This is a genomic window from Prosthecodimorpha hirschii, from assembly GCF_001305515.1.
GTDB classification, from domain to species: Bacteria; Pseudomonadota; Alphaproteobacteria; order Rhizobiales; family Ancalomicrobiaceae; genus Prosthecodimorpha; species Prosthecodimorpha hirschii.
In genome coordinates this window covers 3,833,208-3,859,332 of the sequence record NZ_LJYW01000001.1, presented here as the reverse complement: position 1 = coordinate 3,859,332, position 26,125 = coordinate 3,833,208, and the positions used below count along the sequence as shown (strand labels likewise).

General features: G+C 69.2%; 23 protein-coding genes. 17 read left to right on the top strand and 6 right to left on the bottom strand.

Annotated elements, in window-relative coordinates:
* Window positions 1-2,397: efflux RND transporter permease subunit (locus ABB55_RS16940; RefSeq protein ID WP_420848233.1), on the top strand; the 2,397-nt coding region annotated here is incomplete at its 5' end.
* 92 nt (window positions 2,398-2,489) lie between these two features.
* On the opposite strand, the gene pncA is transcribed toward ABB55_RS16940, so the two are convergent.
* Both pncA and ABB55_RS16930 read right to left on the bottom strand, forming a co-directional pair.
* Window positions 2,490-3,116 (bottom strand): bifunctional nicotinamidase/pyrazinamidase, encoded by a 627-nt coding sequence (pncA, locus tag ABB55_RS16935; RefSeq protein ID WP_054359854.1) that lies wholly within the window; start codon window positions 3,114-3,116, stop codon window positions 2,490-2,492.
* Window positions 3,117-3,175: 59 nt separating this feature from the next.
* Window positions 3,176-3,865, bottom strand: a complete 690-nt coding sequence (locus ABB55_RS16930; protein WP_054359853.1) for a TetR/AcrR family transcriptional regulator — start codon at window positions 3,863-3,865, stop codon at window positions 3,176-3,178.
* A gap of 406 nt (window positions 3,866-4,271) precedes the next feature.
* Here ABB55_RS16930 and ABB55_RS16925 point away from each other — a divergent pair, with 406 nt between their 5' ends.
* From ABB55_RS16925 to ABB55_RS16910, 4 genes are all read left to right on the top strand, one after another.
* Window positions 4,272-5,141: a shikimate dehydrogenase gene (locus tag ABB55_RS16925; RefSeq protein ID WP_244472058.1), complete on the top strand. Its 870-nt coding sequence runs from the start codon at window positions 4,272-4,274 to the stop codon at window positions 5,139-5,141.
* Between the two features lie 97 nt (window positions 5,142-5,238).
* The gene (gene dctP, locus ABB55_RS16920) at window positions 5,239-6,240 is read left to right on the top strand and encodes a TRAP transporter substrate-binding protein DctP (protein ID WP_054359852.1); all 1,002 of its coding nucleotides are present in this window, start codon (window positions 5,239-5,241) and stop codon (window positions 6,238-6,240) included.
* A gap of 180 nt (window positions 6,241-6,420) precedes the next feature.
* Window positions 6,421-6,918, top strand: coding sequence for a TRAP transporter small permease (locus ABB55_RS16915; protein ID WP_054359851.1), 498 nt, complete (start codon window positions 6,421-6,423; stop codon window positions 6,916-6,918).
* Window positions 6,915-8,210 carry a TRAP transporter large permease gene (locus ABB55_RS16910; RefSeq protein ID WP_054359850.1) on the top strand — a complete coding sequence of 432 codons (1,296 nt, stop codon included), beginning with the start codon at window positions 6,915-6,917 and terminating at the stop codon, window positions 8,208-8,210. Before ABB55_RS16915 ends, ABB55_RS16910 begins: the two co-directional genes overlap by 4 nt.
* Before the next feature lie 75 nt (window positions 8,211-8,285).
* Here the strand turns inward: ABB55_RS16910 and ABB55_RS30635 are convergent, their stop codons facing one another.
* Complete coding sequence (locus ABB55_RS30635) at window positions 8,286-9,419, bottom strand: hypothetical protein (protein WP_200912036.1); 1,134 nt, start codon at window positions 9,417-9,419, stop codon at window positions 8,286-8,288.
* A 529-nt stretch (window positions 9,420-9,948) separates the two neighbouring features.
* On the opposite strand from ABB55_RS30635, the gene ABB55_RS16900 reads away from it, so the two are divergent.
* The 7 genes from ABB55_RS16900 to ABB55_RS16870 all read left to right on the top strand — a co-directional run bounded on the left by ABB55_RS16900 (window position 9,949) and on the right by ABB55_RS16870 (window position 18,942).
* A complete protein-coding gene (locus ABB55_RS16900) occupies window positions 9,949-11,550 on the top strand; it encodes an ABC transporter substrate-binding protein (protein WP_054359848.1) in 1,602 nt (533 codons plus the stop codon).
* A 143-nt stretch (window positions 11,551-11,693) separates the two neighbouring features.
* Entirely contained in the window at window positions 11,694-12,650 is a 957-nt protein-coding gene (locus tag ABB55_RS16895; protein ID WP_054359847.1) for an ABC transporter permease, read from the top strand.
* Between the two features lie 4 nt (window positions 12,651-12,654).
* Complete coding sequence (locus ABB55_RS16890; RefSeq protein ID WP_054359846.1) at window positions 12,655-13,545, top strand: ABC transporter permease; 891 nt, start codon at window positions 12,655-12,657, stop codon at window positions 13,543-13,545.
* Complete coding sequence (locus ABB55_RS16885; RefSeq protein WP_083463693.1) at window positions 13,542-14,672, top strand: ABC transporter ATP-binding protein; 1,131 nt, start codon at window positions 13,542-13,544, stop codon at window positions 14,670-14,672. The genes ABB55_RS16890 and ABB55_RS16885 overlap by 4 nt, the downstream gene beginning before the upstream one ends.
* Window positions 14,669-15,631 carry an ABC transporter ATP-binding protein gene (locus ABB55_RS16880; protein WP_054359845.1) on the top strand — a complete coding sequence of 321 codons (963 nt, stop codon included), beginning with the start codon at window positions 14,669-14,671 and terminating at the stop codon, window positions 15,629-15,631. Before ABB55_RS16885 ends, ABB55_RS16880 begins: the two co-directional genes overlap by 4 nt.
* A gap of 201 nt (window positions 15,632-15,832) precedes the next feature.
* On the top strand, window positions 15,833-17,245 hold the full coding sequence (gene pyk, locus ABB55_RS16875) for a pyruvate kinase (protein ID WP_054359844.1): 1,413 nt from the start codon (window positions 15,833-15,835) through the stop codon (window positions 17,243-17,245).
* Window positions 17,246-17,730: 485 nt separating this feature from the next.
* The gene (locus ABB55_RS16870) at window positions 17,731-18,942 is read left to right on the top strand and encodes an extracellular solute-binding protein (protein ID WP_054359843.1); all 1,212 of its coding nucleotides are present in this window, start codon (window positions 17,731-17,733) and stop codon (window positions 18,940-18,942) included.
* Window positions 18,943-19,026: 84 nt separating this feature from the next.
* Here the strand turns inward: ABB55_RS16870 and ABB55_RS16865 are convergent, their stop codons facing one another.
* Window positions 19,027-19,965 carry a polyprenyl synthetase family protein gene (locus ABB55_RS16865; protein WP_054359842.1) on the bottom strand — a complete coding sequence of 313 codons (939 nt, stop codon included), beginning with the start codon at window positions 19,963-19,965 and terminating at the stop codon, window positions 19,027-19,029.
* A gap of 83 nt (window positions 19,966-20,048) precedes the next feature.
* Between ABB55_RS16865 and mtgA the strand changes: the two genes are divergently transcribed.
* The 4 genes from mtgA to ABB55_RS16845 all read left to right on the top strand — a co-directional run bounded on the left by mtgA (window position 20,049) and on the right by ABB55_RS16845 (window position 23,360).
* On the top strand, window positions 20,049-20,729 hold the full coding sequence (gene mtgA, locus ABB55_RS16860; protein WP_083464142.1) for a monofunctional biosynthetic peptidoglycan transglycosylase: 681 nt from the start codon (window positions 20,049-20,051) through the stop codon (window positions 20,727-20,729).
* Window positions 20,730-20,933: 204 nt separating this feature from the next.
* Window positions 20,934-21,119: a 50S ribosomal protein L32 gene (rpmF, locus tag ABB55_RS16855; protein WP_054359841.1), complete on the top strand. Its 186-nt coding sequence runs from the start codon at window positions 20,934-20,936 to the stop codon at window positions 21,117-21,119.
* A 124-nt stretch (window positions 21,120-21,243) separates the two neighbouring features.
* Window positions 21,244-21,663 carry a hypothetical protein gene (locus tag ABB55_RS16850; protein ID WP_200912035.1) on the top strand — a complete coding sequence of 140 codons (420 nt, stop codon included), beginning with the start codon at window positions 21,244-21,246 and terminating at the stop codon, window positions 21,661-21,663.
* Window positions 21,664-21,821: 158 nt separating this feature from the next.
* Entirely contained in the window at window positions 21,822-23,360 is a 1,539-nt protein-coding gene (locus tag ABB55_RS16845; protein WP_152982081.1) for a gamma-glutamyltransferase family protein, read from the top strand.
* 64 nt (window positions 23,361-23,424) lie between these two features.
* Here the strand turns inward: ABB55_RS16845 and ABB55_RS16840 are convergent, their stop codons facing one another.
* Window positions 23,425-23,763 (bottom strand): hypothetical protein, encoded by a 339-nt coding sequence (locus tag ABB55_RS16840; protein ID WP_054359838.1) that lies wholly within the window; start codon window positions 23,761-23,763, stop codon window positions 23,425-23,427.
* A 222-nt stretch (window positions 23,764-23,985) separates the two neighbouring features.
* On the opposite strand from ABB55_RS16840, the gene ABB55_RS16835 reads away from it, so the two are divergent.
* Window positions 23,986-25,671, top strand: coding sequence for a bifunctional diguanylate cyclase/phosphodiesterase (locus ABB55_RS16835; RefSeq protein ID WP_152982080.1), 1,686 nt, complete (start codon window positions 23,986-23,988; stop codon window positions 25,669-25,671).
* Between the two features lie 12 nt (window positions 25,672-25,683).
* On the opposite strand, the gene ABB55_RS16830 is transcribed toward ABB55_RS16835, so the two are convergent.
* Window positions 25,684-26,125 (bottom strand): class I SAM-dependent methyltransferase (locus tag ABB55_RS16830; RefSeq protein WP_152982079.1); only part of this gene is annotated, 442 nt, incomplete at its 5' end.

The following is a 26,125-nucleotide window of genomic DNA, read 5'->3' as shown; positions in this document are numbered from 1 at the left end:
ATGGGGCTCGTCGCCCTCGTCACGCTGCCGCGCGAAGAGGAGCCGCAGATCTCCGTGCCGATGGTCGACATCCGCGTCTCCGCGCCCGGATTGAGGGCCGAGGATGCGGTCAAGCTGGTCACCGAACCGTTGGAGACCATCGTCCGGGCGATTTCGGGCGTCGACCACGTCTATTCGCAGACGCGCGACTATGGCGAGACGGCCAACGAGAAGGCGAACGAACTTCTGTTCCATCTCGGCCTCGCCACCCTGTCGATCATCGCGCTGGTCTGGTTTTCGATCGGCCGGCGCGAGGCGCTGGTGGTCGCGGTGGTGATCCCGGTCACCATCCTGTTGACCCTCTTCGCCGCCCGGCTGATGGGCTACACGCTCAACCGCGTCTCGCTCTTCGCCCTGATCTTCTCGATCGGCATCCTGGTCGACGACGCCATCGTGGTGATCGAGAACATCGCCCGCCACTGGGGCATGAAGGACGGCCGCTCGCGGCGCGACGCCGCCATCGAGGCGGTCGCGGAGGTCGGCAACCCGACCATCGTGGCGACCCTGACGGTCGTTGCGGCCCTGCTGCCGATGCTCTTCGTCAGCGGCATGATGGGCCCCTATATGAGCCCGATCCCGTCGAACGCCTCGGCGGCGATGATCTTCTCGTTCTTCGTCGCCGTCACGGTCACGCCCTGGCTGATGCTCAAGGTCGCCGGCAAGGCGCCGCTGCACGGCCACGACGTGCATGATGGCGCCGGCGGCCGGCTGGGACGGCTCTATGCCGGCGTTGCCCGCCCGATTCTCGCCTCCAAGGCGGCGAGCTGGACCTTCCTGCTCGCGGTCGGCGTCGCGACCCTCGGCTCGCTGGCGCTGTTCTACACCAAGGACGTGACCGTCAAGCTGCTGCCCTTCGACAACAAGTCGGAGCTGGCGGTGGTCATCGACCTGCCCGAGGGCGCGTCGGTGGAGGCGACCGATGCCGCCGCCCAGGCGATCGCCCGGGTCGCACTCGGCATGAAGGAGGTCGTCTCCGTCCAGACCCATGCCGGCACGGCTGCGCCGTTCAACTTCAACGGCCTGGTCCGGCACGCCTATCTGCGCGCCGAGCCGCAGCTCGGCGATGTCCAGCTCAACCTCAAGCCCAAGGCCGAGCGGACCCGGTCGAGCCACGAGATCGCGCTCGACCTGCGCCGCCAGATCGCCGCGGTGCCGGTGCCGGCCGGGACCTCGCTGAAGGTGGTCGAACCGCCGCCGGGCCCGCCCGTCATGGCGACCCTGCTCGCCGAGATCTACGGCCCCGACGCCGAGACGAGGCGGCGGACGGCCGACAAGGTTGCGGCGGCGTTCCGGTCGGTACCCTTCGTGGTCGATGTCGACGACAGCTACGGCACGCCGGCGCGGCGCATCCGGGCGACCCTGTCGGCCGACGACATCGCCTATTTCCGCGTCGAGGAGGGCGACGTGCTCGACACGCTGGCGATCCTGAACGGCACCACCACGGTCGGCTATTCCCATCGCGGCGGCGGCCGGGCCGCCATCCCGATCCAGCTCGGCCGACCCAAGGGCGACCGGGTCATGGACGAGCGCGCCCTGACCACGCCGATCCCGGCCAATGTCCTACCCGGCGACCGCGGCGTGGTCGAACTCGGCGACGTGATCCGGTTGCGCGACGAAACCGCCAGCTACCCGGTCTTCCGCCACAACGGGCGGGCCGCCGAGATGGTCACCGCGGAACTGGCCGGCGCCTACGAGGCTCCGCTCTACGGCATGCTGGCCGTCCAGGAGGCGCTCGACCGGCAGGATTGGACCGGCCTGGAAAAGCCGCGCATCGCGCTGCACGGCCAGCCCGTCGACGAAAGCCGGCCGGTGCTGCTCTGGGACGGCGAATGGGAGGTCACCTGGGTCACCTTCCGCGACATGGGCGCGGCTTTCATGGTGGCGATGCTCGGCATCTATATCCTGGTCGTCGCCCAGTTCGGTTCCTTCAAGCTGCCGCTGGTCATCCTGACGCCGATCCCGCTCACCTTCATCGGCATCCTCGGCGGGCACTGGCTGTTCCACGCGCCGTTTACGGCGACCTCGATGATCGGCTTCATCGCGCTCGCCGGCATCATCGTGCGCAACTCGATCCTGCTGGTCGACTTCGTCCGCCACGCCCCGCGCGAGGAGACGGTCGCCACACCCGAGGGTCCGGTCACGCGGGCGCGGCCGCTCGCCGACATCCTGATCGAGGCCGGCGCGATCCGGTTCAAGCCGATCCTGCTGACCGCCCTGGCGGCGATGATCGGCGCGGCCGTGATCCTGACCGATCCGATCTTTCAGGGCCTCGCCCTGTCGCTGCTGTTCGGCCTCGCCTCCTCGACGCTGCTGACCGTGCTGGTCATCCCGGCCATCTACCGGGTGCTCAGGACCTGACGGCGCCCGCGTGCGTTCCGGCAATCCGGGCGGCACGTGCCGCCAAGCGGCCTCACGTGCCGCCGGGCGGCTTCGCGTGCCGCCCGGGACCCTCAGTCGAATGCGGCAGCGGCGAGCCGCGTCACGCCGGCCCGCTCCATGTCCGCCCAGGCCTTGGCGAGCGAGCCGCCGGTATCGATCGCCCGGCAGGCCGCCTCGATGACGATCGTGCGGAACCCGGCCTCGGCCGCGTCGATCGCGCTCCAGGCGACGCAGAAATCGGTGGCGAGACCGACGCACCAGACGGTCTCGATGCCGCGTTCGCGCAGGTAGCCGGCGAGCCCCGTCCGGGTGGTCCGGTCGGCCTCGCGGAAGGCCGAATAGCTGTCGACGCCCGGATGGCAGCCCTTGCGGATGATCAACTGCGCCTGCGGCAGGTCGAGCCCGGCGGCCAGTTCGGCGCTCTGCGTCCCCTGCACGCAATGATCCGGCCAGAGCACCTGCGGGCCGTAGGCGAGTTCGACGGTCTCGAACGGCGCCCGGCCGGGATGGCTGGACGCGAAGGAGATGTGCCCGGGCGGGTGCCAGTCCTGGGTCAGCACGACCTGGGCAAAGTGCCGGCCGAGGGCATTGATGACCGGGATGACGGCGTCGCCGTCGGGAACCGCCAGGCTGCCGCCCGGCAGGAAGCCGTTCTGCACGTCGACGACCAGGAGCACGCTGTTCGAATCGGGAGCCATGACGGCCTCGCGGTCTGCACATCAGGAAGCCGGCAGGCTGACCGTTCCGCCGGCCGCGATCAAGCCTTCAGCGAGCGGACCACGGTCTCGACGACCGAGGCCTTCCGGCGCGCGCGCACCTCCGGATCGGTCAGGTCGCGCTTGAAGATGCGCGAGAAGGTGTAGCGGTTCGAGACGTTGAAGATGCACAGCGCGCTGATCGTCTGGTGCAAGTCGATCTCGTCGATGCCCGGCCGGAACACGCCTTCGGCGACCCCGCGGGAATAGATCGAGCGGATCGTGTCGATCACCGAGACGTTGAGATCCTGCAGGATGCGCGACGATCCGAGATGCGCGCCGTAATGGATGTTCTCGGTCATCACGATGCGGACGAACTGCTCGTTGTCGTTCTGGAAGTCGAAGGTGAAGCCGACCAGGGCGCGGATGGCGTCCTCGGGCGAGAGATGATCGAGCTTCAGCTCCGCCTCGCGGGCGCGGATGCTCTTGTAGGCCTCCTCCAGGACGGCGACGAACAGTCCCTCCTTGTCGCCGAAATAATAGTAGATCATCCGCTTGGAGGTTTCGGTCCGGGCGGCGATCTCGTCGACGCGGGCGCCCGTGAAGCCCTTCTCGGCGAATTCCCGGCTGGCGACGTCGAGAATGTTGCGGCGGGTATTCTCCGGGTCGTTGGCGCGCAGGGCCGGGCCGCGGGCGGCAGGCCTGTCCCGCCCCGCAGCCTTGTCCCGGTCGGGCACTCCGCCGTCCTTCATCCACTGCCTCCCCTGCGGCAGGCCGGCTCCCGGCCGGCATGTCCGCCACGTCGCGCGCGCCCGCCCGTTGGCATGCCCGGCCGGAACCGATGGTCCGACCGGATACCGCCGCACGGCTTACCGTACCGCCGCGCGGGACAGTAGCGCATGTTCGCAAGTTTCGGGATCGCGCCGAAAGGGCGGATCGCGGCTTTTGAATCGATGCAATCTTGACATACTAACCGGTTCGTACATAGTCCCCTCCGTCGGATCCGCCAGGATCCGGGCTGCGCACGGATCTCCGGCAACGGATCGGCCACGCACCCGGATTGAGGATCGGACGCTCGAAGACCTGCGCTAGACGGGTCCAGACGCCACGTACCGGGTCGAGGACATGCCCTTGCCGTCATCCGCTGCCGAACGCCCCGTGACGGGTCCGTCCGCCGAACGCGCCGCCTTGCGCGCGCCGTCTTTCGTGGTCGGACTGGTCGGGCGCGGCATCCAGCTCTCCAAGACGCCGGCGATGCACGAGCGCGAGGCCGACGAACTCGGGCTGCGCTACGTCTACCGGCTGATCGATTTCGACCGCCTCGGCCTCGCCGACGACGAACTCGGCAGCATCCTCATGGCGGCGCGGCGGCTCGGCTTTGCCGGCCTCAACGTGACCCATCCGTTCAAGCAGGCGGTCATCGCCCATCTCGACGGTCTCTCCGACGACGCCCGGGCGCTCGGCGCCGTCAACACCGTCGTATTCGAGGGCGACCGGGCCATCGGCCACAACACCGACTGGTGGGGCTTCGCCGAAAGCTTCCGGCGCAGCATGGCCGGACAATCCATCGAATCGGCCATCCTGTTCGGCGCCGGCGGCGCCGGCGTGGCGGTGGCCCATGCGCTCCTGACGCTCGGGATCGGCCGGTTGACCGTCGTCGACACCGATCCGGCCCGGGCCGCCGCGCTCGCCGGCGATCTCAGCGCGCGTTTCGGCGCCGGTCGGGCCGAGGCGGGTTCGGCCGCGGACGCTGCGCGCAGCGCCGGCATCGTCAACGCGACGCCGGTCGGCATGGCCAAGTATCCCGGCTTGCCGCTGCCGGCTTCGCTGATCCGGCCCGACCACTGGGTCGCCGACATCGTGTATTTCCCGCTCGAAACCGAGCTTCTGGCCACGGCACGCGCCAAAGGCTGCCGTATTCTCGCCGGCGGCGGCATGGCGGTGTTCCAGGCGGTCGGAGCCTTCCGGCTGTTCACGGGTGCCGAACCCGATCCCGATCGGATGCGGGCCCATTTCGACGGTCTATGATCCAGGACTAGACCCGGGGATCGAGATTGCGGCCGCGATCCCCAGGGCTTAACGAAGAGCCGCCGACAACCAAGCAAGAACCCAAGGAGGAAGCCCGATGACCGTTCTTTCCCGCCGCTCGCTTCTGCAAGCCTCCCTCGCCGGCGCCGCCGTCGCCGGCTTCGGCCTGTCGAGCGCCCGCGCCCAGGCGGACAAGCCGCTGCTGCGCATGTCGGCACCGCTGACCCCGACCGACCAGCGCGCGATCGGCCTCGAAAAGCATTTCGGCCCGGCCGTCGCCGGCTTCGCCACCTATCAGCCGCACTACAACGCGACGCTGTTCAAGCAGGGCACCGAGCTCGAGGCGATCGCGCGCGGCAACCTGGAAATGTCGATCACCTCGGCGCAGGAACTCGCCACCCTGATCCCGGCCTGGTCGATCTTCACCGCCGGCTACCTGCTGCGCGATGCCGAGCACCAGAAGAAGGTGTTCGCCTCCGACCTGATGGACGGCCTGAAGAAGACCACCGAGGACAAGCTCGGCGTCAAGCTGCTCTCGGTCATGTATCTCGGCCGCCGCCAGCTCAACCTGCGCTCCGAGAAGGAGATCAAGACCCCCGAGGATCTCGCCGGCATGAAGCTGCGCATGCCGAACTCGGAAGCCTGGCTGTTCCTCGGCAAGGCGCTCGGCGCCAACCCGCTGCCGATGGCCTTCACGGAGATCTATACCGCGCTGCAGACCGGCGCGATCGACGGCCAGGACAACCCGCTGCCGACCGACAAGGACTCCAAGTTCTACGAGGTCACCAAGCAGATCGTCCTGACCAGCCACCTGGTCGACCAGAACTATCTCGCCTTCTCCAAGAAGGTCTGGGACAAGTTCACCCCCGACCAGCAGGCGACGCTGCAGAAGGCCGCCGACGCCGCCGCCGAGGCCGCGCGCCAGGCCCAGCTGAAGCTCGAGGACGATCTGGTCGACTTCTTCAAGCAGCAGGGCCTCAAGGTCTATGCGCCCGATGTCGCCGCGTTCCGCAAGAAGGTCCAGGCCGACTACCTGACCTCCAAGTTCGCGAAGGACTGGCCGGCCGGTCTGGTCGACAAGATCAACGCCATCCAGTGACGGCCCGAAGGCGGTCGGCGGGTCCTGCGCCCGCCCCGCCGGAGGCATGATCCCTGACCGCTTGCCGCTCAACGGCCCCGGATCGGACAGGGACGCGATGCCATGCGGCGGTTCCTCTCTGCGCCGAAGCGGATGGGGACCGCCGTCCGATCGGCTGTGGCCAAGGGAGGGGAACCGGCCATGCGGGCGGTCATTCATTTTCTGCACAAGCGGGCCGAGAACGTGCTCGTCATCCTGATGGCGGTCATGTTCGCCGCCTTCATCGTCCAGATCGGCTCGCGCTACGTCTTCAACGCGCCGGTCGACTGGGCCTATGAGGTCATCCTCGACACCTGGCTCTGGGCGGTGTTCTGGGGCGCCGCCTTCCTGCTCGACGACCGCGACCACGTGAAGTTCGACGTGATCTACAATGCGGGCCGCGAGCGGACCCGGCGCATCTATGCGCTGATCAGCGCGGTCCTGCTGGCGGGCGGCTTTCTCGCCTCGGCGCCGGCGACCTGGGACTACATTTCGTTCAAGGCGATCCGGTCGAGCGACATGCTCGGCATCCGGCTCGACTTTCTGTTCTCCGTCTACCTCGCCTTCTTGGCCGGCATGGTCGTGCGCTACCTGATCCGCGCCGTCCGCCTGGCCCAGGGCACGCCGATGGCCGCCTTCGAGCGGGAGGACTCCCTATGAGCCCCGCCTTCTACTGGTGCATCGCGCTGCTGTTCGGCCTCGCCGGCATCGGCGCCCCCGTCGCCCTCTCGATGATCGTCTCGTCGATCTTCTACCTGTTCCTGAAGGGCCAGGATGTCGGTCTCGCCGCCGAGCAGATGATCCAGGGCATCTACGACAGCTTCCTGCTGCTCGCGATTCCGTTGTTCATCACCGCCGCCAACATCATGAACGCGGGTACGATCTCCGAGCGGCTGCTGAAGTTCTGTCTGGCCCTGGTCGGGCGCTTCCGCGGCGGTCTCGGCCACGTCAACGTCGTCGCCAACATGATCTTCGCCGGCATGTCGGGCTCGGCGGTCGCCGACGCGGTCGGCCTCGGCAAGATCATCATCGGGATGATGCGGCAGGAGAACCGCTATTCGGCCGGCTATGCCGCCGCGATCACGGCGGCCGCCTCGACCATCGGCCCGATCATCCCGCCGTCGATCCCGATGGTCATGTATGCGCTGATCTCGGACACCTCGATCGGCTACCTGTTCCTCGGCGGCTTCGTCCCCGGCATCATGATGGGCTTCGCCCTGATGATCCTCAACGCCCGGATGGCGCGGATCGAGAATGTGCCGCTCGAAGAGCCCGTGCCGCGCTCGGAACTGCCGCGGCTGACGCTGCGCGCCTTCCCGGCGCTGATGATGCCGGTCATCCTGCTGTTCGGCATCTATGGCGGGGCGACCACGCCGACCGAGGCGGCAGCCATCGCGGCGCTCTATGCGCTGATCCTGGCGACCTTCTTCTACCGGGCGGTCAGCTTCGGCACGCTCTATTCGGTGTTCCTGGAAAGCGGCCGGGCGACCGCCTCGGTCGGCCTGGTGATCGGCGCCTCGCTGATCTTCAACTATATCGTCGCCGCCGAGAACATCCCGGCCCAGGTCTCCACCTTGATGAAGGGGCTCGACGTCTCGCCGCTGGTCTTCCTGCTCGGCGTCAACGTCCTGTTCCTGATCCTCGGCTGCCTGCTCGACGCCACGACGATCATCCTGGTGATCATTCCGCTGTTCATCCCGACCTGCAAGGCGCTCGGCATCGACATGGTCCATTTCGGCGTCACCGCCGTCGTGAACTGCATGATCGGCCTGATCACGCCGCCCTACGGGGTCCTGCTCTTCGTCATCAACGCGATCACGGGCATCCCGCTCCGGACCATCATCAAGGCGATCTGGCCCTTCATCGGGGTCCTGGTGGTCGCGCTTCTGATCATGCTCCTGGTGCCGCAGACGGTCCTGTTCCTGCCACGGCTGTTCGGCTACGTCGGCTGACAGAGTACCGCACGAAAACAAACGGCGGCCGGATCGCTCCGGCCGCCGCTTTCGTTTCGAGACCCGCTGCCGGGATCAGGACGGGATGAATTTCTGAACGCATTCCATGACGCTCTCCATCGGCCCGGTCGTCTCGCCGATGGCATAGCGCCAGGTCTTGCCGCCGCCCTGGATGGTCACGGTATCGGCGTCGGCCAGGAGTTCGTAATGGCCGGTGCCCTTCGGCTCGGAGAGCGACAGCCACTCGACGCCTTCCGGATCCGTGCTGGCGACGGCGACGCCCTTGACCGTGTTGCGGGTATTGTACTTCTTCGACGAGAAGGTGTAGGCGACCGGCACCTGACGGCCGAGCGCCCCGGTGGACTCGCCCATGAAGTCGATCAACAGGGACTTGCCGTCGAGACGGAAGCGGATCGCCGTCTCGGACGCCAGGATCCGCGTCGTCGAGCAGAACAGAACCTTGCCGCGCTGGTTTCGCCTGAAATACTCGATCGTCCACGGGCCCGCCGAGGCGTAGTCCTCGCGCACCCCCGTCGGCTGGCCGGCCGGCGCGCCGCCCTGCTGACCCTGGAAGCCACCCTGGGCCTGCCCGCCGCCTTGCGCCGGGCCGAAGCCCTGCCCCTGCCCGCCGCCTTGCGCCTGGCCGAAGCCCTGCTGGGTTTGGCCGAACCCGCCGGACGGCGGCCGGGGCGGCGCGGCCGCGGACTGGCCGCCGCCGGTCGACACGGCGATGCAATCGCTGAGCGCGGTCAAGACGGTGGTCATGCCGTTCAAGGTCCAGCGATAGCTGGCAATGCCGTTGGGGACGCCGGGGCCGCTCAGGTCGACCATCATCTGACCGCGATGGGCCGAGACGGTCTGCAGCATGCGATCCGGCATGGCGAACCAAACCCGTCCGCCCGTGCCGCCGACCGGAAGCGGAATGTTCGGCCCGCGCTCGAACAGGAAGGTCGCCTGAACGGGGCCGCCGCGGATGCCCGGATCGGGCACCGACACGGTGTAGACGCCCGCAGGTGTGACGGCGAAGCGCAGCATGGACGGCCCGGGCCCCATCGAGGCGGAGCACCGGTTGAACTGTCCGTTCTCGTAGATCTGGAGGATCGCGAAGGATCCGACCCGGGTATATTCGACCTGCTGGGCCACCGCCGGCGTCCCGGCGACGAACAACAACGGCAGGGCGGTAGCGGCGACCCTACGGCGCGTTGACATGATTCACTCTCCCGTTGCGTAGGCATCGCCGCCCGCACGTCCATCCAGGGTTAGCAATTCGTTACAATTTGCGCGAGGACAATGCCGCGGCGCCTCTCCCGAGGCAAGGGCCTGCGAGGCCAAGTGCATGATGTCGTTTACGAACGCCAATCGACCCGGCGCCGTCCCGCATCTCCCCCGCACCACGTCGGGACCGGGACGGCGCATTGATGATCATTTATTGGTCATATTTTATGTTACGCATATTTTTTAGGCATTCGTGTATACCGCCGTCGCCGCCGGTCCGGTGTCGGCAGCCGAACGCCGATGTCCGTCCGCCCGACGCCTTGGTCTCGGGCCGGTACCGCAACGGCATGCGGAAAAGGTCAGGGTTTTCCCGAGCGACCATCCGGCCCGCGCCCAGCCCGCCGGCGCCTTTGCGGAGCCTTCGGGCCTGTCCGGGGGGCGCCCATCGCCCCGCCCGGCGGCCCGGCACGCTTCTTGTAGCTGCGAGCCGAACCTAGTTCCTCCAACCGCCGGAAAGTCCCTCATGGTCACGCGTCGTCTCTGGAAATCCCTCGCCACCGGCATCCTGCTCCTCGGCTCGACCGCGCTCGCCTCGGCCGGCGGCACCCTGCGCGTCGGCATGACCGCGTCGGACATTCCGCTGACCACCGGCCAGACCGACAATGGCGGCGAGGGCATGCGCTTCCTCGGCTACACCGCCTACGATTCGCTGATCGAGTGGGACCTGACCACCTCGGACAAGCCCTCGACCATCATCCCGGGCCTGGCCACCTCCTGGACGGTCGACGCCACCGACAAGACCAAGTGGACCTTCAAGCTCCGTCCGGGCGTCAAGTTCCATGACGGCAGCGAGTTCAACGCCGACACGGTCGTCTGGAACTTCGAGAAGCTGCTCAACAAGGATGCCGCCCAGTTCGATCCGCGCCAGTCGGCGCAGGGCCGTTCGCGCATCCCGGCGGTGGCCAGCTACAAGGCGATCGATCCGCTGACCGTCGAGATCGTCACCAAGACCCCCGACGCCACCCTGCCCTACCAGCTTGCCTGGATCATGATGTCCTCCCCGGCCAACTGGGAGAAGCAGGGCAAGAACTGGGACAATTATGCCAAGAGCCCGTCCGGCACCGGCCCGTGGAAGATCGTGTCCTTCGTCCCGCGCGAGAAGGCCGAGATGGTCCCGAACGCCGACTACTGGGACAAGACCCGCGTCCCGAAGCTCGACAAGCTCGTCGTGATCCCGCTGCCGGAGCCGTCGGCCCGCGTCGCCGCTCTCCGGTCCGGCCAGGTCGACTGGATCGAGGCGCCCGCGCCGGATACGGTTCCGTCGCTGAAGTCGGCCGGCTTCAAGATCGTCACCAACGCCTATCCGCACAACTGGACCTGGCACCTCTCCCGCGTCGAAGGATCGCCCTGGAACGACATCCGCGTGCGCAAGGCGGCGAATCTGGCGGTCGACCGCGAGGGCATGAAGGAACTGCTCTCGGGCCTGATGATCCCGGCCGAGGGCTTCATGCCGCCCGGCCACCAGTGGTTCGGCAAGCCGACCTTCAAGCTGAAATACGATCCCGAGGCGGCCAAGAAGCTGCTCGCCGAGGCCGGCTACAGCCCCGCCAAGCCGCTGGAGACCAAGATCCTGATCTCGCCGTCGGGGTCCGGCCAGATGCTGCCGCTACCGATGAACGAGTTCGTGCAGCAGAATCTCGCCGAGGTCGGCATCAAGGTGTCGTTCGAGGTCGTCGAGTGGAACACGCTGATCAACATCTGGCGGGCCGGCGCGAAGCATGAAAGCTCCAAGGGCGCCACGGGGATGAACTACACCTACTTCATTCAGGATCCCTTCACCGGCTTCATGCGCCACCTGCAGTGCAACCTGGCCCCGCCGGCCGGCACCAACTGGGGCTACTACTGCGATCCGGCGATGGACAAGCTGTTCGACGAGGTCCGCACGACCTTCGATCCGGCGGCGCAGCAGAAGACCCTGGAGAAGATCCACGAGAAGTATGTCGACGAGGCGCTGTTCCTGATGGTCACCCACGACGTCAATGCCCGCGCGATGAGCGCGAAGGTCAAGGGCTTCGTGCAGGCGCAGAACTGGTTCCAGAACTTCTCCTCCATCACGATGGACTGATCCGGCCGGCGCGGCGCCTTGCGCGCCGCGCCCGTCCCGTCCCGGGCGCCGACGGGATCCCGCCGCCTTCCGACCGGGTCCCGACACCCGACGCCCCCTCGATACCGCCCTCACACGGCCGATGACCCCGGAGCCTCCGACGCATGCTGTCCTATGTGCTGAAGCGCATGCTCCTGATCCTGCCGGTCGCGCTCGGGGTCAGCGTGGTCTGCTTCCTGCTCGTGCATCTCTCGCCGGGCGACCCGCTGACCGCCATCCTGCCGACGGACGCCTCGGCGGAGACCCAGGCCGAGATGCGCAAGCTCTACGGCTTCGACCAGCCGCTGCCGGTCCAGTTCGTCCTCTGGCTCGGGCGCGTCCTGACCGGCGATCTCGGCACCTCGATCGCCACCGGCCGGCCGGTGGCCTTCGAGGTCGGCCGCGCGGTGGTCAACTCGGTCATCCTGGCGGCGGCCGCGACCCTGATCGGGTTCTTCTTCGGCTCGCTGTTCGGCTTCGTCGCTGGCTATTTCCGCAACAGCTGGATCGACAAGCTGGCGAGCTTCCTGGCCGTGATCGGCGTCAGCGTGCCGCACTACTGGCTCGGCATGGTGCTGGTGATCATCTTCTCGGTGCAGCTCAACCTGCTGCCGGCAACCGGCGGCGGCCCGAACGGCTCGTCCGACGCGCGCAGCCTCGACTGGGACTATCTGCGCTTCCTGATCCTGCCGGCCGTGACCATGTCGGTGATCCCGATGGGCATCATCGCGCGCACGCTCCGGGCCCTGGTCGCCGAGATCCTGAGCCAGGAATTCGTGCAGGGACTGACCGCCAAGGGCCTGCTCGACCGCGGCGTCTTCGCCCATGTGGTCAAGAATGCCGCCCCGACCGCCTTTGCGGTGATGGGCCTGCAGCTCGGCTACCTGCTCGGCGGCTCGATCCTGATCGAGACCGTGTTCGCCTGGCCGGGCACCGGCTTCCTGCTCAACACCGCCATCTTCCAGCGCGACCTGCCGCTTTTACAGGGGACCATCCTGGTGCTGGCCATGTTCTTCGTGGTCCTGAACCTCGTCGTCGATGTCGCGCAGGCGGCGGTCGATCCGCGCGTGAAGAGGAGCTGAGGCCGTGGTGTCGCTCTCGCCCGCCCTTCCCGCCGTCCCGACCGTGGTCGCCCGCTCGCCCGGCTATTGGAGCGGCGTCTTCACCCGCCTCAGCCGCGACAAGCTCGCCATGGCGGCGCTGGCGATCCTGGTCCTGATCGTCCTGATGGCCATCCTGGCGCCCTATCTGGCGCCGGCCGACCCGGCCAAGGCGACCATGCTGCGGCGCCTGAAGCCGATCGGCACGCCCGGCTATCCGCTCGGCGGCGACGAACTCGGCCGCGACATGCTCTCGCGCCTGATCTACGGCTCGCGCCTGTCGCTGATCATGGGCGTCACGCCGGTCCCGGTCGCCTTCGTGATCGGCACCATCCTGGGGGTCACGGCCGGCTATGCGGGCGGTTTCCTCAACACGGTGATCATGCGCACGGCCGACGTGTTCTTCGCCTTCCCGTCGGTGCTGCTTGCCGTGGCGCTGTCCGGCGCGCTCGGCGCGGGCCTTCTGAATGCGATGGTCGCACTGACCATCGTGTTCATCCCGCCGGTCACCCGCATCGCCGAGGCCGTCACCACGCAGGTCCGAAGTCTCGACTATGTCGAGGCGGCACGGACCAGCGGCGCCGGCGCCGCCAAGATCATCCGCATCCATGTCCTGCCCAACGTGCTCGGCCCGGTCTTCGTCTATGCGACCAGCCTGATCTCGGTCTCGATGATCCTCGCCGCCGGCCTGTCCTTCCTCGGCCTCGGCGTGCGTCCGCCGGAAGCCGAATGGGGCCTGATGCTGAACACGCTCAGGACGGCGATCTACACCCAGCCGATGGTCGCCGCCCTGCCGGGCATCATGATCTTCATCACCTCGATCTCCTTCAACACGCTTTCCGACGGATTGCGCTCCGCCATGGACGTGAAGGCATGACCGGGCCGCTTTCGCCCGCCTCGACCCGCAACGCCGAATCGGTCTGGCCGCCAGAGGTTTGGCGCGCGCCGAAGAAGACCGTGCTCGATCCGCGCGATCGCGGCGGCCCGGCCCAGCCGCTGCTCTCCGTCACCGGCCTCGTCAAGCATTTCAAGGTCGGCGGCTCGCCCTTCGGCGAGGGCACCGTGGTGCGCGCCGTCGACGGCGTCGATTTCGACCTGATCAAGGGCGAAACGCTCGGCATCGTCGGCGAGTCCGGCTGCGGCAAGTCGACGACGGCCCGGCTCCTGATGCAGCTGATGCCGCCCGATGCCGGCCGGCTGGTCTTCGACGGCGAGGAACTCGGCGGCGCCCTCAGCCTGACCGAGTACCGCCGTCAGGTGCAGATGGTCTTCCAGGACAGCTATGCCTCGCTCAATCCGCGCCTGACCATCGAGGACTCGATCGCCTTCGGGCCGCAGGTGCACGGCCTGCCGGCGCGCCAGGCGATCGCGCGCGCCCACGACCTGCTCGATCGCGTCGGCCTGGAGCCGGCGCGCTTCGCCGGCCGCTTCCCGCACGAACTCTCCGGCGGGCAGCGCCAGCGCATCAACATCGCCCGCGCCCTGGCCATGAATCCGCGCCTCGTCATCCTCGACGAAGCCGTCTCGGCGCTCGACAAATCGGTCGAAGCGCAGGTGCTGAACCTGCTCATGGACCTGAAGCAGGAATTCAACCTCACCTACATCTTCATCTCGCACGACCTGAACGTCGTCCGCTTCATGGTCGACCGCGTGCTGGTGATGTATCTCGGCAAGGTTGCCGAACTCGGCGGCCGCGATGCGGTCTTCAATCAGCCCGCCCATCCCTATACGGCGGCCCTGCTCGCCTCGATGCCGAGCATGGACCCCGACCACCGCGTCGAGCGGCCGCCGCTGACCGGCGATCCGCCGAACCCGATCAACCCGCCGCCCGGCTGCCGCTTCCATCCGCGCTGCGCGGTCGCCGAGGCGGTCTGCTCGGTCAAGGAGCCGGAAATGGCGGCGACCGGCACCGATCGGGCCGGCGCGCGCCACGCCGCCGCCTGCCTGATGCGCGCCGCCGGCTCCGGCCATTCCCGCGCTCCCGCCGTGGCGGTGCCCGCATGACCCCGATGATCGACATCCGCAATCTGAGCGTCACCTTCACGGGTCGCGGCAAGGCGGTCCGCGCGGTCGACGACGTGAGCCTTTCGGTCGCTCCGGGCGAGGTGGTCGCGCTGCTCGGCGAATCCGGGTCCGGCAAGAGCGTCACGCTGCGCTCGCTCCTGCGGCTGCATCCGAAAAACCGGTCGCGCATGGAAGGCACCATCCGCGTCGACGGCGAGGACGTGCTCGCCCTGTCGCCGCGCGCGCTCGCCGACTATCGCGGCCGCAAGGTCTCGATGATCTTCCAGGATCCCGGGCTCGCCATGGACCCGGTCTATACGGTCGGCCGCCAGATCGTCGAGACGATCCGCCGCCACGAGAGCGTGTCGACCGCGGAGGCCGAGGCGCGCGCGCTGGCCCTCTTCAAGAAGGTCAGCATCCCGGCGCCGGAGCGGCGCCTCGCCGCCTATCCGAGTTCGATGTCGGGCGGCATGCGCCAGCGGGCCATGATCGCTCTGGCGCTCGCCTGCAACCCGAAGGTCCTGCTCGCCGACGAGCCGACCACCGCGCTCGACGCCACCGTGCAGATCCAGATCCTCCTCTTGCTGCGCGACCTGCAGCGCGAACTCGGCCTGTCGGTGATCTTCGTCACCCACGATATCGGCGTCGCCGTCGAGGTCGCCGACCGGGTCGCGGTCATGTATGCCGGGCGCATCGTCGAGGAGGGCAAGGTGGCGGACGTCGTGCGCACGCCGCGACACCCCTATACGCGCGGCCTGCTCGCCGCCCGCGTCGAGCATGCGGTGCCGGGCTCCCGGCTCGAGACCATCCCGGGTGCGCCGCCCGATCTCGCCGAACTGCCGGCCGGCTGCGCCTTCCGGGAGCGCTGCGTGGTGGCCGAGCCCCGCTGCGCGGCCGAGCGTCCGGCCTTCGTCCAGCGCAGTCCGACCCGCGGCGACGCCTGTCTGCTGACCGGATGAGCGCCGCCCCGGCCCACTGAAATCTGCAAGCTCTGCCGGAAGAGGTTTTCCTTTCTCTCCTGCTGTGTCATGACGACGCGGCGGACGGGAGCGAAGCTCCCGTCGCGACCGACCGCCCGCGAGAGGCGGCGGCCTGGCGGGACCGCGCCGGCGGACGGCTGTCGGCGGAGCGTGCCGCTCGCAAGACGAGGAGAGACCGGCATGCTGCGCAACCGCCGCGCCAAGATCGTCGCGACGCTCGGACCGGCGTCGTCCGAACCGGAAATGATCGAAAAGCTGTTCCGCGCCGGGGTCGACGTGTTCCGGCTCAATTTCAGCCATGGCAGCCACGAGGACCACCGGCGCCGCTACGACGCCATCCGGCGGCTGGAGGAGCAGGCGCGCCATCCGATCGCCATCCTGCAGGACCTGCAGGGCCCGAAGATCCGCCTTGGCACGCTGCCGGACGGCAGGATCCGGCTCGAGACCGGCAGCCGCATCCGCTTCGTGCTCGACCGGACCTCGTCCGATCCGACCCGGCTGCCGCTGCCGCATCCGGAAGTCTTCGAGGGCATGCTGCCCGGCCACAAGCTGCTCATCGACGACGGCAAGGTGCGCCTCGTCGCCCATGGCTGCGGCCACGACTTCATCGATGCCGAGGTGGTCACCGGCGGCGTGGTCTCCGACCGCAAGGGCGTCAACCTGCCCGACACCCTGCTGCAGCTGTCGCCGATCACCGACAAGGACCGCGAGGACCTCGCCTTCGGGCTCGAACTCGGCGTCGACTGGGTCGCCTTCTCGTTCGTTCAGCGCCCCTCCGACCTGATGGAGGCGCACCAGTTGATCGGCGGCCGCGCCGGCGTGATGGCCAAGATCGAGAAGCCGCGCGCGCTCGGCGAGATCGAGGACATCCTGCGGCTGGCCGACGCGATCATGGTCGCCCGCGGCGATCTCGGCGTGGAAATCCCGCCGGAAGAAGTGCCGGGTGCCCAGAAGGACCTCGTCCGCCTGTGCCGGCTGGCCGGCAAGCCGGTGATCATCGCCACCCAGATGCTGGAAAGCATGATCCAGGCGCCCGCCCCGACCCGCGCCGAAGCCTCCGACGTGGCCACCGCCATCTATGACGGCGCCGATGCGGTGATGCTCTCCGCCGAAAGCGCCTCCGGCCAGTATCCGCTCGAGGCGGTCGCCACCATGGACCGGATCGTGGCCCATACCGAGCGCCACAAGTCATACCCGCCGATCATCGAGGCGCTGCACCCCTCCGTCGAACCGCTCGCCCAGCACGCGGTCTCGGCCGCCGCCGCCGAGGTCGCCAAGACGATCGGGGCCGCCGGCGTGGTCGCCTTCACGTCGAGCGGCACCACGGCGGCCCGCATCGCGCGCCAGCGCACCGGCGTGCCGATCCTGGCGATCACCCCCAACCTGAACACCGCCCGCCGCCTGGCCTTGCTTTGGGGCGCCTACAACGTCCGCTCCGACGACGTGACCAGCTATTCCCAGATGGTCGAGGAGGCGGTCGCGCAGGTCCGCGCGCATAACTTCGCGCAGGCCGGACAGAGCGTGGTGGTGGTCGCGGGCGTGCCCTTCGGGGCCGCCGGATCGACCAACAACCTGCGCGTCGTGACGGTCTGAGCGACCGAATCGCCGGCCCTCAGGTATGATTTTTCGGAATGCCCGGAGGTCGCTCCGGGCATTTTTTACGACCGCCGGGGAGTGTCGCCGGCGGCCCGTCCGGCGATCCAGCGGACCCAACGGCAGGTTTAATCGTTTCAAAGACCGGGCAATGTTTGAGCCCTGAATGAAAGTTTCTGAAGGCCCCCTTCAATCCGATTTAGCCCTGAAGAACGAATGTTGCCGACATGGCGATCCCTCCGCAATCTTACTGCGACTTAAATCGGTTCGCGTCCGCCGAAGTTTGCTGCGGTGCGACATCTCGACATATCGTGACCCGGATTTGATCTTTGTCACTGATTTGACAGTGGCGCGGCGCTGAATACTGTTCCGCCAACCAAGGCCTGAGCGCCCGCAACAAAAAGACCTGATCGTACGGAAACGTTCAGACAGGGTCGGCTCCGACCGCACAAGGGCGCGCGATCCGCGCCATCAGGAGAAGACCGATGTCCCGCATTGCCACCGCCGTCCTGCCCGCCTTCGCCCTCCTGGTCAGCACCGGGGCCGCCATGGCGGAGCCCGTCTCCGCCCATGCCGGCCTGGACCGCACCCATTTCCGCCAGGCCGTGCTGCCGTCGCTGAAGCCCGGCGTCGCGCTGACCGTCTATGCCGACGAGGCGCGCTTCTCGCGCCTGTTCGCCGAGGTCGTCGCGCCGCGCTTCGCCCGCTCCCACGGCATGGTCGTCCGCTTCGTCGTGAAGCCGTCGGACGTGATCATCGCCGAGCTTGCCAACGCCCGCGATGCCGGCGTGCCGGCGCCGGCCGACCTCGTCCTGCTCGGCGAGCGCGACCAGCGCCGCCTGATCGCCGCCGGCCTCGACGCCGGCCTGGATCTGGTCGGCCTGCTGCCGAATGCCCGCGATATCGGCTGGACCGGCGCGACGGTCGCCGATGCCAGCCACACCGGCGGCGCCACCGTGCCGTTCCATGTCGCCCGTCAGGTCGTCGCCTACGATTCCGCCGCCGTGAAGCCGGACCAGATCGCCGACCTCGCCGGTCTCGCCAACTACGCCTCGGTCAATCCCGGCCGCCTCGGCTACGCCCGTCCGAGCGAGAACGGCGCCCGCGCCTCCTTCGCCGAGACCGTGACCATCGCGCTGGCCAGCCCGGTCTGCCTGTCGCGCATCTACGATACCGAGATGACGCCCGGCGCGGCGGCCGACTATGCCGGCGGCGCCTGCGGGGTGCCGGCGGTCAACTATTTCCGCAGCCTGCGCCTGCACGCCTCCGTGACGCGGACCCCCGCCGAGGTGCTGCTGCGGCTTGCCCGCGGCGACGTGAAGGTCGCGGTCACCGGCCAGGACGACATCGCCGAGGCTGCCGCCCGCGGCGCCCTGCCGGCGTCGATCCGAGTCACCACCATTCCCGGCCAGGTCGCCGAGACGGTCGGTCTCGCGGTTGCCGGCGGCACGCCCAATGCCGGTGCCGCCCTGGCGCTGGCCGACGACCTGATGTCGGCCGCCGTCCAGCAGGCCAAGCTCGACCGCTTCGGCTCGGCCTCGGCCCGGCCCGGCATCGTGCCGTCCTCGGCCACGGCGTCCTGGTTCGCGACCCCGGTCGCCGCCGACCCGACGGTCCGCAACCGCCCGGTCTCGACGCTGGCGACCGCGATGCAGCGTCGCCTCGCCGCCGAGGTCGCGGAATTCGCCGCGCGCTGACCGCAAATCTCGCTTCGGGCTCCTCCCAGGCCCAGCACTGCCCCGGCGGGTCTCCCGCCGGGGCTTTTTCTTGACGCGGGGCGATCAGCGGTCGCGAAAGGCGATGAAGCGGGCCGCCTCGACCAGGACGGCGGCGCGATCGCCGAAGGGGCCGAGCCGGTCGACCGCGTCGTCGACGATCGCCTCCAACCGCGCCCGCATCGCATCCGCCCCATGCAGCCCGACCAGCGTGGCCTTGCCGCGCGCCGCGTCCTTGCCGGTCGCCTTGCCGGCGGTCTCCGTGGACGCTTCCACGTCGAGCAGGTCGTCGGCGATCTGGAAGGCGCGACCGATCAGCGTGCCGTAGGTCGACAGGGCGGCCATCTCGGCCGGCCCGGCCCGCCCGATCAGCGCCCCGGCCTCGACCGAGGCGGCGATCAGCGCGCCGGTCTTCATCGCCTGAAGCCGCTGGATGCGTTCCGAGGACAGGGCCAGCGGGCGGCCTTCCGGGGTCCAGCGCCCCTCGGCCGCCAGATCCAGCACCTGTCCGCCGACCATGCCGCCGAGCCCGGAGGCCCGCGCCAGACGCAGCACGAGGCCGGCCCGCACATCCGCGGAGACATCCGTCGCCGGATCGGCCATCACGTCGAAGGCCAGCGTGAGAAGCGCATCGCCGACCAGGATGGCGGTCGCCTGGTCGTAGGCGCGATGCACCGTCGGCCGGCCGCGGCGCAGGTCGTCGTCGTCCATGGCCGGCAGGTCGTCATGGACCAGGCTGTAGCCATGCACCATCTCGAAGGCGGCCCCGGCGCGCACCGCGCCGATGCCCTCCGCACCGAACAGGCGGGCGGTCTCGATCAGCAGGAACGGACGCAGGCGCTTGCCGCCGCCGAGCACGGCATAGCGCATCGCCTCCAGGAGCCGCACCGGCCGTTCCAGTTCGCCGGCCAGCGATTCGCGCCCGAGCAGGCCGTCCAGCATGGTTTCGACGGCGGCGGCGGTCCGCGCCAGGGCGTCTTCGAAGGCGGTCTTGGCACGGGTCAAGGTGGCGGGCTCGCTATGGGGTGGACGTACAGGCTTGGCTAGCCGAAAATCGCCGTGCTTTGAAGTCGAACGCGGGAGAACTCGTGCGGGCCGCTGTTGGGAAGACGCTTCGGGTCGCGTCGGCTGTGCTCGCCACGCTGTTCCTGGTTCCGGTGACCCTGACGGTCGCCTATCGGTGGGTCGACCCGGTCTCCACCCTGATGCTGGCCGATCGCCTGCTCGGCCGCCCGGTCGACCATCGATGGGTCCCGCTGGAACGCATCGCCCCGAGCCTGATCCGCGCCGTGGTGGCGAGCGAGGACGCACGCTTCTGCAGCCATGCGGGCATCGACTGGGCGGCGATCGATCTCGCCATGGCCAGGGCCGAGCGGTCCGGCCGGCGGCCGCGCGGCGTCTCGACCATCACCATGCAGGTGGCCAAGAACCTGTTCCTGTGGCCGCAGCGCTCCTATCTGCGCAAGATCGTCGAGGCGCCGCTCGCCCTGTGGATCGACCTCGTCCTGCCGAAGCGCCGCGTGCTGGAGATCTATCTCAACATCGCCGAGTGGGGCCCCGGAACCTACGGGGCGGAGGCCGGCGCGCGGCGCGCCTTCGGCAAGTCCGCCGACAGCCTCGGGCCGCGCGAGGCCGCGATCCTGGCGACCTCGTTGCCGAACCCGATCCTCCGGGATGCGCGCCGCCCCAGCCGCGGCCAGATCGGCCTCGTCAACCGGCTCGAACGGCGGGCCGCCGGTCCGGACGGCAGCGTTCCCTGCGTCTTATGAGCCGATGCCCGACGCCGTCTCACAAAAAAGTCGCTGCGGACTGGTCAAGCCGGCACGAGTTCTGTATAAGGCCGCCCATTCCACCGAATTCGACCGCCTCGGCCCCGGGCGACACCATCCGGGTCGAGCGGTTTTCGACCAGGTGCCAGTATCCTCGGCAGGAAGACGGTAAGGTCGTCCGCCGTTCTGACCGGAGTTTCGACGATGGCCGTACCCAAGAGAAAAACGTCGCGCATGAAGCGCGGATTCCGTCGCTCGGCCGACGCCCTCAAGGCGCCGACCTACACCGAGGACAAGGACTCGGGCGAACTGCGCCGCCCCCATCACATCGACCTGAAGACGGGGATGTACCGGGGCAAGCAGGTCCTGGAGCCGAAGGCGGACGCCTGACCGGCGCCGATGCGCCGCGGTTTCACCGAACGGAAAGTGCGAAGGCCGGCTCCCGCCGGCCTTTGTTTTTTCGCGAACGCCGTGCATAGGTGGTGGCTGGTCAGGTCAATCACGGACTATGCACATGCTGCTCGCCATTCCCTTCACCATCATCCCGCTGATCGTCTACAATTTCACCGGTCTCGGCCTGCTCGGGGGCTATTCCGATGCCAATTGGGACCATGCGATCATGAGCATCACCATGGTCTCCGGCGCTCAGTTCAAGCTGACGGTCGGCGCCCTGATGGTCCTCGCGGGCCTCGTCTTCCTGTTCGTCGAGATCCTGAAGGCCACCCATACCAGCTCGAACTCGATCTTCGACCATGCCGCCTCGATGGCCGTCTTCGTGGTCTATCTGATCGAGTTCATCGCGGTGTCCTACTGCGCCACCTGGGTGTTCTTCATCCTGCTGTTCATCTCGCTGATCGACGTGATCGGCGGCTTCTCGATCACGATCCGCGGTGCCCGCCGCGACTTCGGCTACGAGCGGTCCGACCAACTCTGATCATATCCGCGTCCCGGCACGCCGTTCGGTTCGGTCGGGACGCCTGAGCATTCTTCCGGAACCGGCCTTCCGGCCGGCCGGATTTCCGTGATCGAGCCGAGGCGTCCTTGAGAAATTTCCACCATCCGGGCCGTTCCACCGTCCATGCCGGCCGGGGCATGGCTGCCACCTCGCATCCGCTGGCGACCGGCGCCGCGCTCGACTGCCTGAAGGCGGGCGGCAATGCGGTCGATGCCGCCGTCACCGCCGCGGCCGTCCTGGCCGTCGTCGAGCCGCACATGACCGGCATCGGCGGCGACTGCTTCGCGATCGTGGCGAAGCCCGGGGAGGCGCTTGCCGGCGTCAACGGATCCGGCCGCGCCGCGGCTGCGGCCTCAACCGACTGGTACCTGGAGCGCGGCTTCACCGAGATCGGGGCCACCAGCCCGCATGCGGTCACGGTGCCCGGCACGATCGCCGCCTGGGCCCACCTGCTCGACCGCTTCGGGCGCTTCGGTCTCGACCGCTGCCTGGCGCCGGCGATCGAATTCGCCGAGGACGGCTATGCGGTGGCGCCGCGCGTCGGCCACGACTGGGCCGGCTTCGTCCAGAAACTCGCCGCCGATCCGGGCGCCAGCCTGCACTATCTCCCCGGTGGGCGTGCCCCGGCCATCGGCGACCGCGTCCGCCTGCCGGCCCTGGCACGCACGCTTCGCGCGGTTGCGGCCGACGGTCCGAAGGCCTTCTACGAGGGCGAAGCCGCCGCCGACATCGTCGCCACGCTGGCGGCCCGAGGCGGCCTGCTGACGCTGGAGGACTTCGCCCGTGCCGAGGCGACGCCGGTGGTGCCGGTCGTCTCGGCCTATCGCGACCTGGAAATCGCCGAGTTGCCGCCGAACGGCCAGGGCATCACCGCCCTGATCCTGCTCAACATCCTGAAGCGCTTCGACCTCGCCGGCCTCGACCCGAACGGACCGGAGCGCCTGCACCTGGAAATCGAGGCTTCGCGCCTCGCCTATGCCTGCCGGGACGCCTTCATCGCCGACCCGGCCGCCATGCGGGTGCCGGTCGACACGCTGATCTCCGACGGCTACGGCGCCGGCCTCGCCGACCGGATCGACCGCCGGCAGCGCCTCGCGGACGTGACGCCGGAGCGAATCCCGGAGGCCGACACGGTCTATCTGTCCGTCGTCGACCGGGACCGGATGGCCGTTTCCTTCATCAACTCGATCTATGACGGGTTCGGTGTCGGCATCTGCACCGAGAAGACCGGGGTGATGCTGCAGAATCGCGGCTCCGCCTTCCGCATCGCGCCCGGCCATCCGAACACGATCGGCCCGGCCAAACGGCCGATGCACACCATCATTCCCGGCTTCGCGTTGAAGCACGGCCGGCCCTTGATGCCCTTCGGGGTCATGGGCGGCGCGTATCAGGCCTGCGGCCACGCCCATTTCATCAGCAACATCGCGGATTTCGGACTCGACCTGCAGGAAGCCCTCGACTCTCCGCGCGTGTTCTGGCGCGACGGCGGCGCAGTGGTGGAGGTCGAGGCGGGCATTCCGGAGGCGACCGTCGCCGGCCTCGCCGCCCTGGGCCACACGGTCGAAGCCCGCCCGGCCCCTTTCGGCGGTGGTCAGGCCGTGATGATCGACTGGGAGCGCGACCTGCTGATCGGCGCCTCCGATCCGCGCAAGGACGGCTGCGCGCTCGGCTACTGACGGATCCGCCGGACGCCGACGTCCGGCGAGAAAACCCGCCGATCCTGCCGGGCGGACCGGCCCGTCAGGCGGACCGGGCCAGCATGGTGCCGGCCGGCAATCTCTCCGTGCGGCGCAGCGCCTCGCCATAGGCCCGGATCGCCGCTTCCGTCCCGGCCCGGCGATACGGACCGGCGCCCGCCGCGGCGTCGCGGCCGGACAGGATCTGCGCGACGATCGGGGCGAACAGGCGTCCGGGCGGCAGGCGCGGATCGGGCTCGGGCGAGCCCGGCGGGCGTGACGACCGTCCGCGGTCTTCGGACCGGCGGTCGCCGCCCGGATCGCCGACACGGGCCACGGGCACCAGGGCGCGACCCGCATTCGGGTTCGCCGCCATGATGCTCGGGCCCGCTTCGATCCGCATCCGCCTCACCGACGATCGACCGTCCCGTTTCGGGACAGCCCATCAACCTTTCGGTAACACATAGGCAAGAGCGGTGCCGGTGGGGAGGGGGCGGCCGCCGATTCGCGGCCGCCGTCGTCCGGCTTAAACGGAATTTCGACGATCCTGGTGGAGACTGCCCGCTGCCGAATCTCGCGGGGGAGGATCGGCGGACCTAGCGTCGATCCCCGATCAGAGGCGGACTTGGCAACGAAACCCGCGGAAATCCGCCCAACGAGCGCTCGCGACATTCTCCTGACGGTGCGCGCCGCCGTCTACGAGTGGACGCTTCGCACCGACGCGCTCGTCTGGGGAGCCAATGCCGCCGACGTGCTCGGGCTGCCTGGTTTCGACCGCATCGCGACCGGTTCGCGCTTCGACGCCCTGCTCGATCCCGAGACACCGGAGGGCCGCGCCGACGCGATCCGGGCGACGGCCAACACCGACGGCGGGCAGGGTGTGCCGTATCGGGCCACCTACCGGCTGCGGCTCAACGGGCCGGATTCGCCTGCGCTCGCCATCGAGGATGTCGGCCGATGGTTTGCCGATGCCCGCGGTCGCCCGGAACGCGCCCAGGGGCTGATCCGCGTTCTCGACCAGAGCTGCGCGGAGGCCGCCGGGGCGACGGCGGGATCGCGCTATGACGGGCTGACCGGTCAGCTCGAGCGCGGCCAGTTCCTCGCCGCCGTCCAGGCCGCCCTGCCGGCCATCGGGCGCGGGCGCAAGCCGGCCGCCTTCCTGATCGCCGCCATCGACGGACTGGCCGCGCTCAACGAAACCTTCGGCAGCGAGATCGGCGACCGCATGATCGCCGAGGCGGCGCACCGCATCCGCGCGGAATTGCGGGCCGGCGACCTGATCGGCCGCCTGTCGGGAAACCGGCTCGGCCTCTTGATCATGGACTGCAACGAAAAGGCCATCACGGTCGTCGGCGAGCGCTTCGCGGCGGCGGTCCGGCGATCCCTGGTCGACACGCGATCCGGTCCGCTCGGTCTGTCCGTCTCGCTCGGCGGCCTGTGCATCGCCAAGCGGGACACCGACCTGGAGGCGATCGTCACCGCCGCGGAACGCGCGCTGGCCGCCGGTCGCGAACGACGCCCGGGCGGGTTCCAGGCCGGCAGCCTGGCGGAGGCGGACCACAGTGCCACCAGCGACCAGGACCTCGCCCGCAGCCTCGGCACCGCGCTGGCCGCCGGGACGGTCGGCTATCTCTACCAGCCATGCCGGGAGGCCGGCGGCCGGCGCATCCTGTCCTACCGGCTGGTCTGCGACGCCGATCCCGATCCGGAGCGGATCGCCCGGGTCACCGCCACCACCGGTCTCTCCGCCGCGCTCGACCTCAGCGCGCTGAACCGCGCCGTCGTCGATCTGGCGGCCGAGCCGTCGCTTCGCCTCGCCATCCAGGCGATGCCCGAGGTTCTGTGCGACAGCCGCTGGACGGCCGTCATCCGCAAGCGTCTCGCCCGCCGGCCCGACATGGCCGGCCGCCTGACGATCGAACTGCCCTGCGCGACGCTGACCCAGCTGGCGGACACGGTGCGCACGGCCATCGGCGAGTTGCGCGGCCTGGGCATCCGGATCGCGGCGACCGATTTCGGCCGGGGTCCGATCGATCTGGCCGAGCTGCGCCGCCTGGCCCCGGACAGCATCGAGCTGGCCGGCGACCTGGTCGCGCAATCGTCCGACGACGCGGCGACCGGCCTTCTCGCGGCACTGGCCGCCATGGTGCGATCGCTCGGCGCGGAGCTGACCGGCGGCGCGGTTGCGGATGCCGCCGCGGCGATCCGCCTGCGCGCGCTGGGGGCCTCCGCCATGACCGGTCCCTTCGCCGGGCCCGGCGTCGCCGACCGGCCGTCGCCCGCGCCCGATCCGGTATCCGTGCCGGCCTAAACCCGGCACGGACTACCCGCGAAACCGCCAGACCGTGGTGTGCTTGATGTCGGCGTCCTCGAGCGCCCGCGTCGTCGGCACGCGATAGTCGGCCAGCGCGTCCATCCGGTCGCGCGGCAGGTAGCTGCGGCCCGGATCGCCGACCAGCACCAGCGCGCCGGCCGCGACGGCCGATGCCGCCCAGGCGCCGACCCGATCGGCCAGGGGGCGTTCGAAGAAGACGTCGCCGAGCAGCACGACCTCGTAGCCGTCGACCGGCGCGCCGATCCAATCCGCGCCCGACATCGCGAAGGCGACGCCGTTGGCGGCGGCGTTGAGCGTCATGGCGGCGAGCGCGTAGCGGTCGATGTCGGTCGCCAGCACATGGCGCGCGCCGGCCTTGACGGCCGCCACCGCCTCCAGGCCGGAACCGGCCGCAAAGACCAGCACGGATCGGCCCGCCACCAGGTCCGGG

Bases quoted from the DNA above. Each gene is read 5' to 3' on its own strand.
- ABB55_RS16900 (WP_054359848.1), top strand. From the start codon at position 9,949: ATGGTCACGCGTCGTCTCTGGAAATCCCTCGCCACCGGCATCCTGCTC.
- pyk (WP_054359844.1), top strand. From the start codon at position 15,833: ATGCTGCGCAACCGCCGCGCCAAGATCGTCGCGACGCTCGGACCGGCG.
- ABB55_RS16930 (WP_054359853.1), bottom strand. From the start codon at position 3,865: ATGAAGGACGGCGGAGTGCCCGACCGGGACAAGGCTGCGGGGCGGGAC.
- ABB55_RS16870 (WP_054359843.1), top strand. From the start codon at position 17,731: ATGTCCCGCATTGCCACCGCCGTCCTGCCCGCCTTCGCCCTCCTGGTC.
- ABB55_RS16895 (WP_054359847.1), top strand. From the start codon at position 11,694: ATGCTGTCCTATGTGCTGAAGCGCATGCTCCTGATCCTGCCGGTCGCG.
- ABB55_RS16845 (WP_152982081.1), top strand. From the start codon at position 21,822: ATGGCTGCCACCTCGCATCCGCTGGCGACCGGCGCCGCGCTCGACTGC.
- ABB55_RS16885 (WP_083463693.1), top strand. From the start codon at position 13,542: ATGACCGGGCCGCTTTCGCCCGCCTCGACCCGCAACGCCGAATCGGTC.
- ABB55_RS16910 (WP_054359850.1), top strand. From the start codon at position 6,915: ATGAGCCCCGCCTTCTACTGGTGCATCGCGCTGCTGTTCGGCCTCGCC.
- ABB55_RS16880 (WP_054359845.1), top strand. From the start codon at position 14,669: ATGACCCCGATGATCGACATCCGCAATCTGAGCGTCACCTTCACGGGT.
- ABB55_RS16840 (WP_054359838.1), bottom strand. From the start codon at position 23,763: ATGCGGATCGAAGCGGGCCCGAGCATCATGGCGGCGAACCCGAATGCG.
- rpmF (WP_054359841.1), top strand. From the start codon at position 20,934: ATGGCCGTACCCAAGAGAAAAACGTCGCGCATGAAGCGCGGATTCCGT.
- pncA (WP_054359854.1), bottom strand. From the start codon at position 3,116: ATGGCTCCCGATTCGAACAGCGTGCTCCTGGTCGTCGACGTGCAGAAC.
- dctP (WP_054359852.1), top strand. From the start codon at position 5,239: ATGACCGTTCTTTCCCGCCGCTCGCTTCTGCAAGCCTCCCTCGCCGGC.
- ABB55_RS16915 (WP_054359851.1), top strand. From the start codon at position 6,421: ATGCGGGCGGTCATTCATTTTCTGCACAAGCGGGCCGAGAACGTGCTC.
- ABB55_RS16850 (WP_200912035.1), top strand. From the start codon at position 21,244: ATGCTGCTCGCCATTCCCTTCACCATCATCCCGCTGATCGTCTACAAT.
- ABB55_RS30635 (WP_200912036.1), bottom strand. From the start codon at position 9,419: ATGTCAACGCGCCGTAGGGTCGCCGCTACCGCCCTGCCGTTGTTGTTC.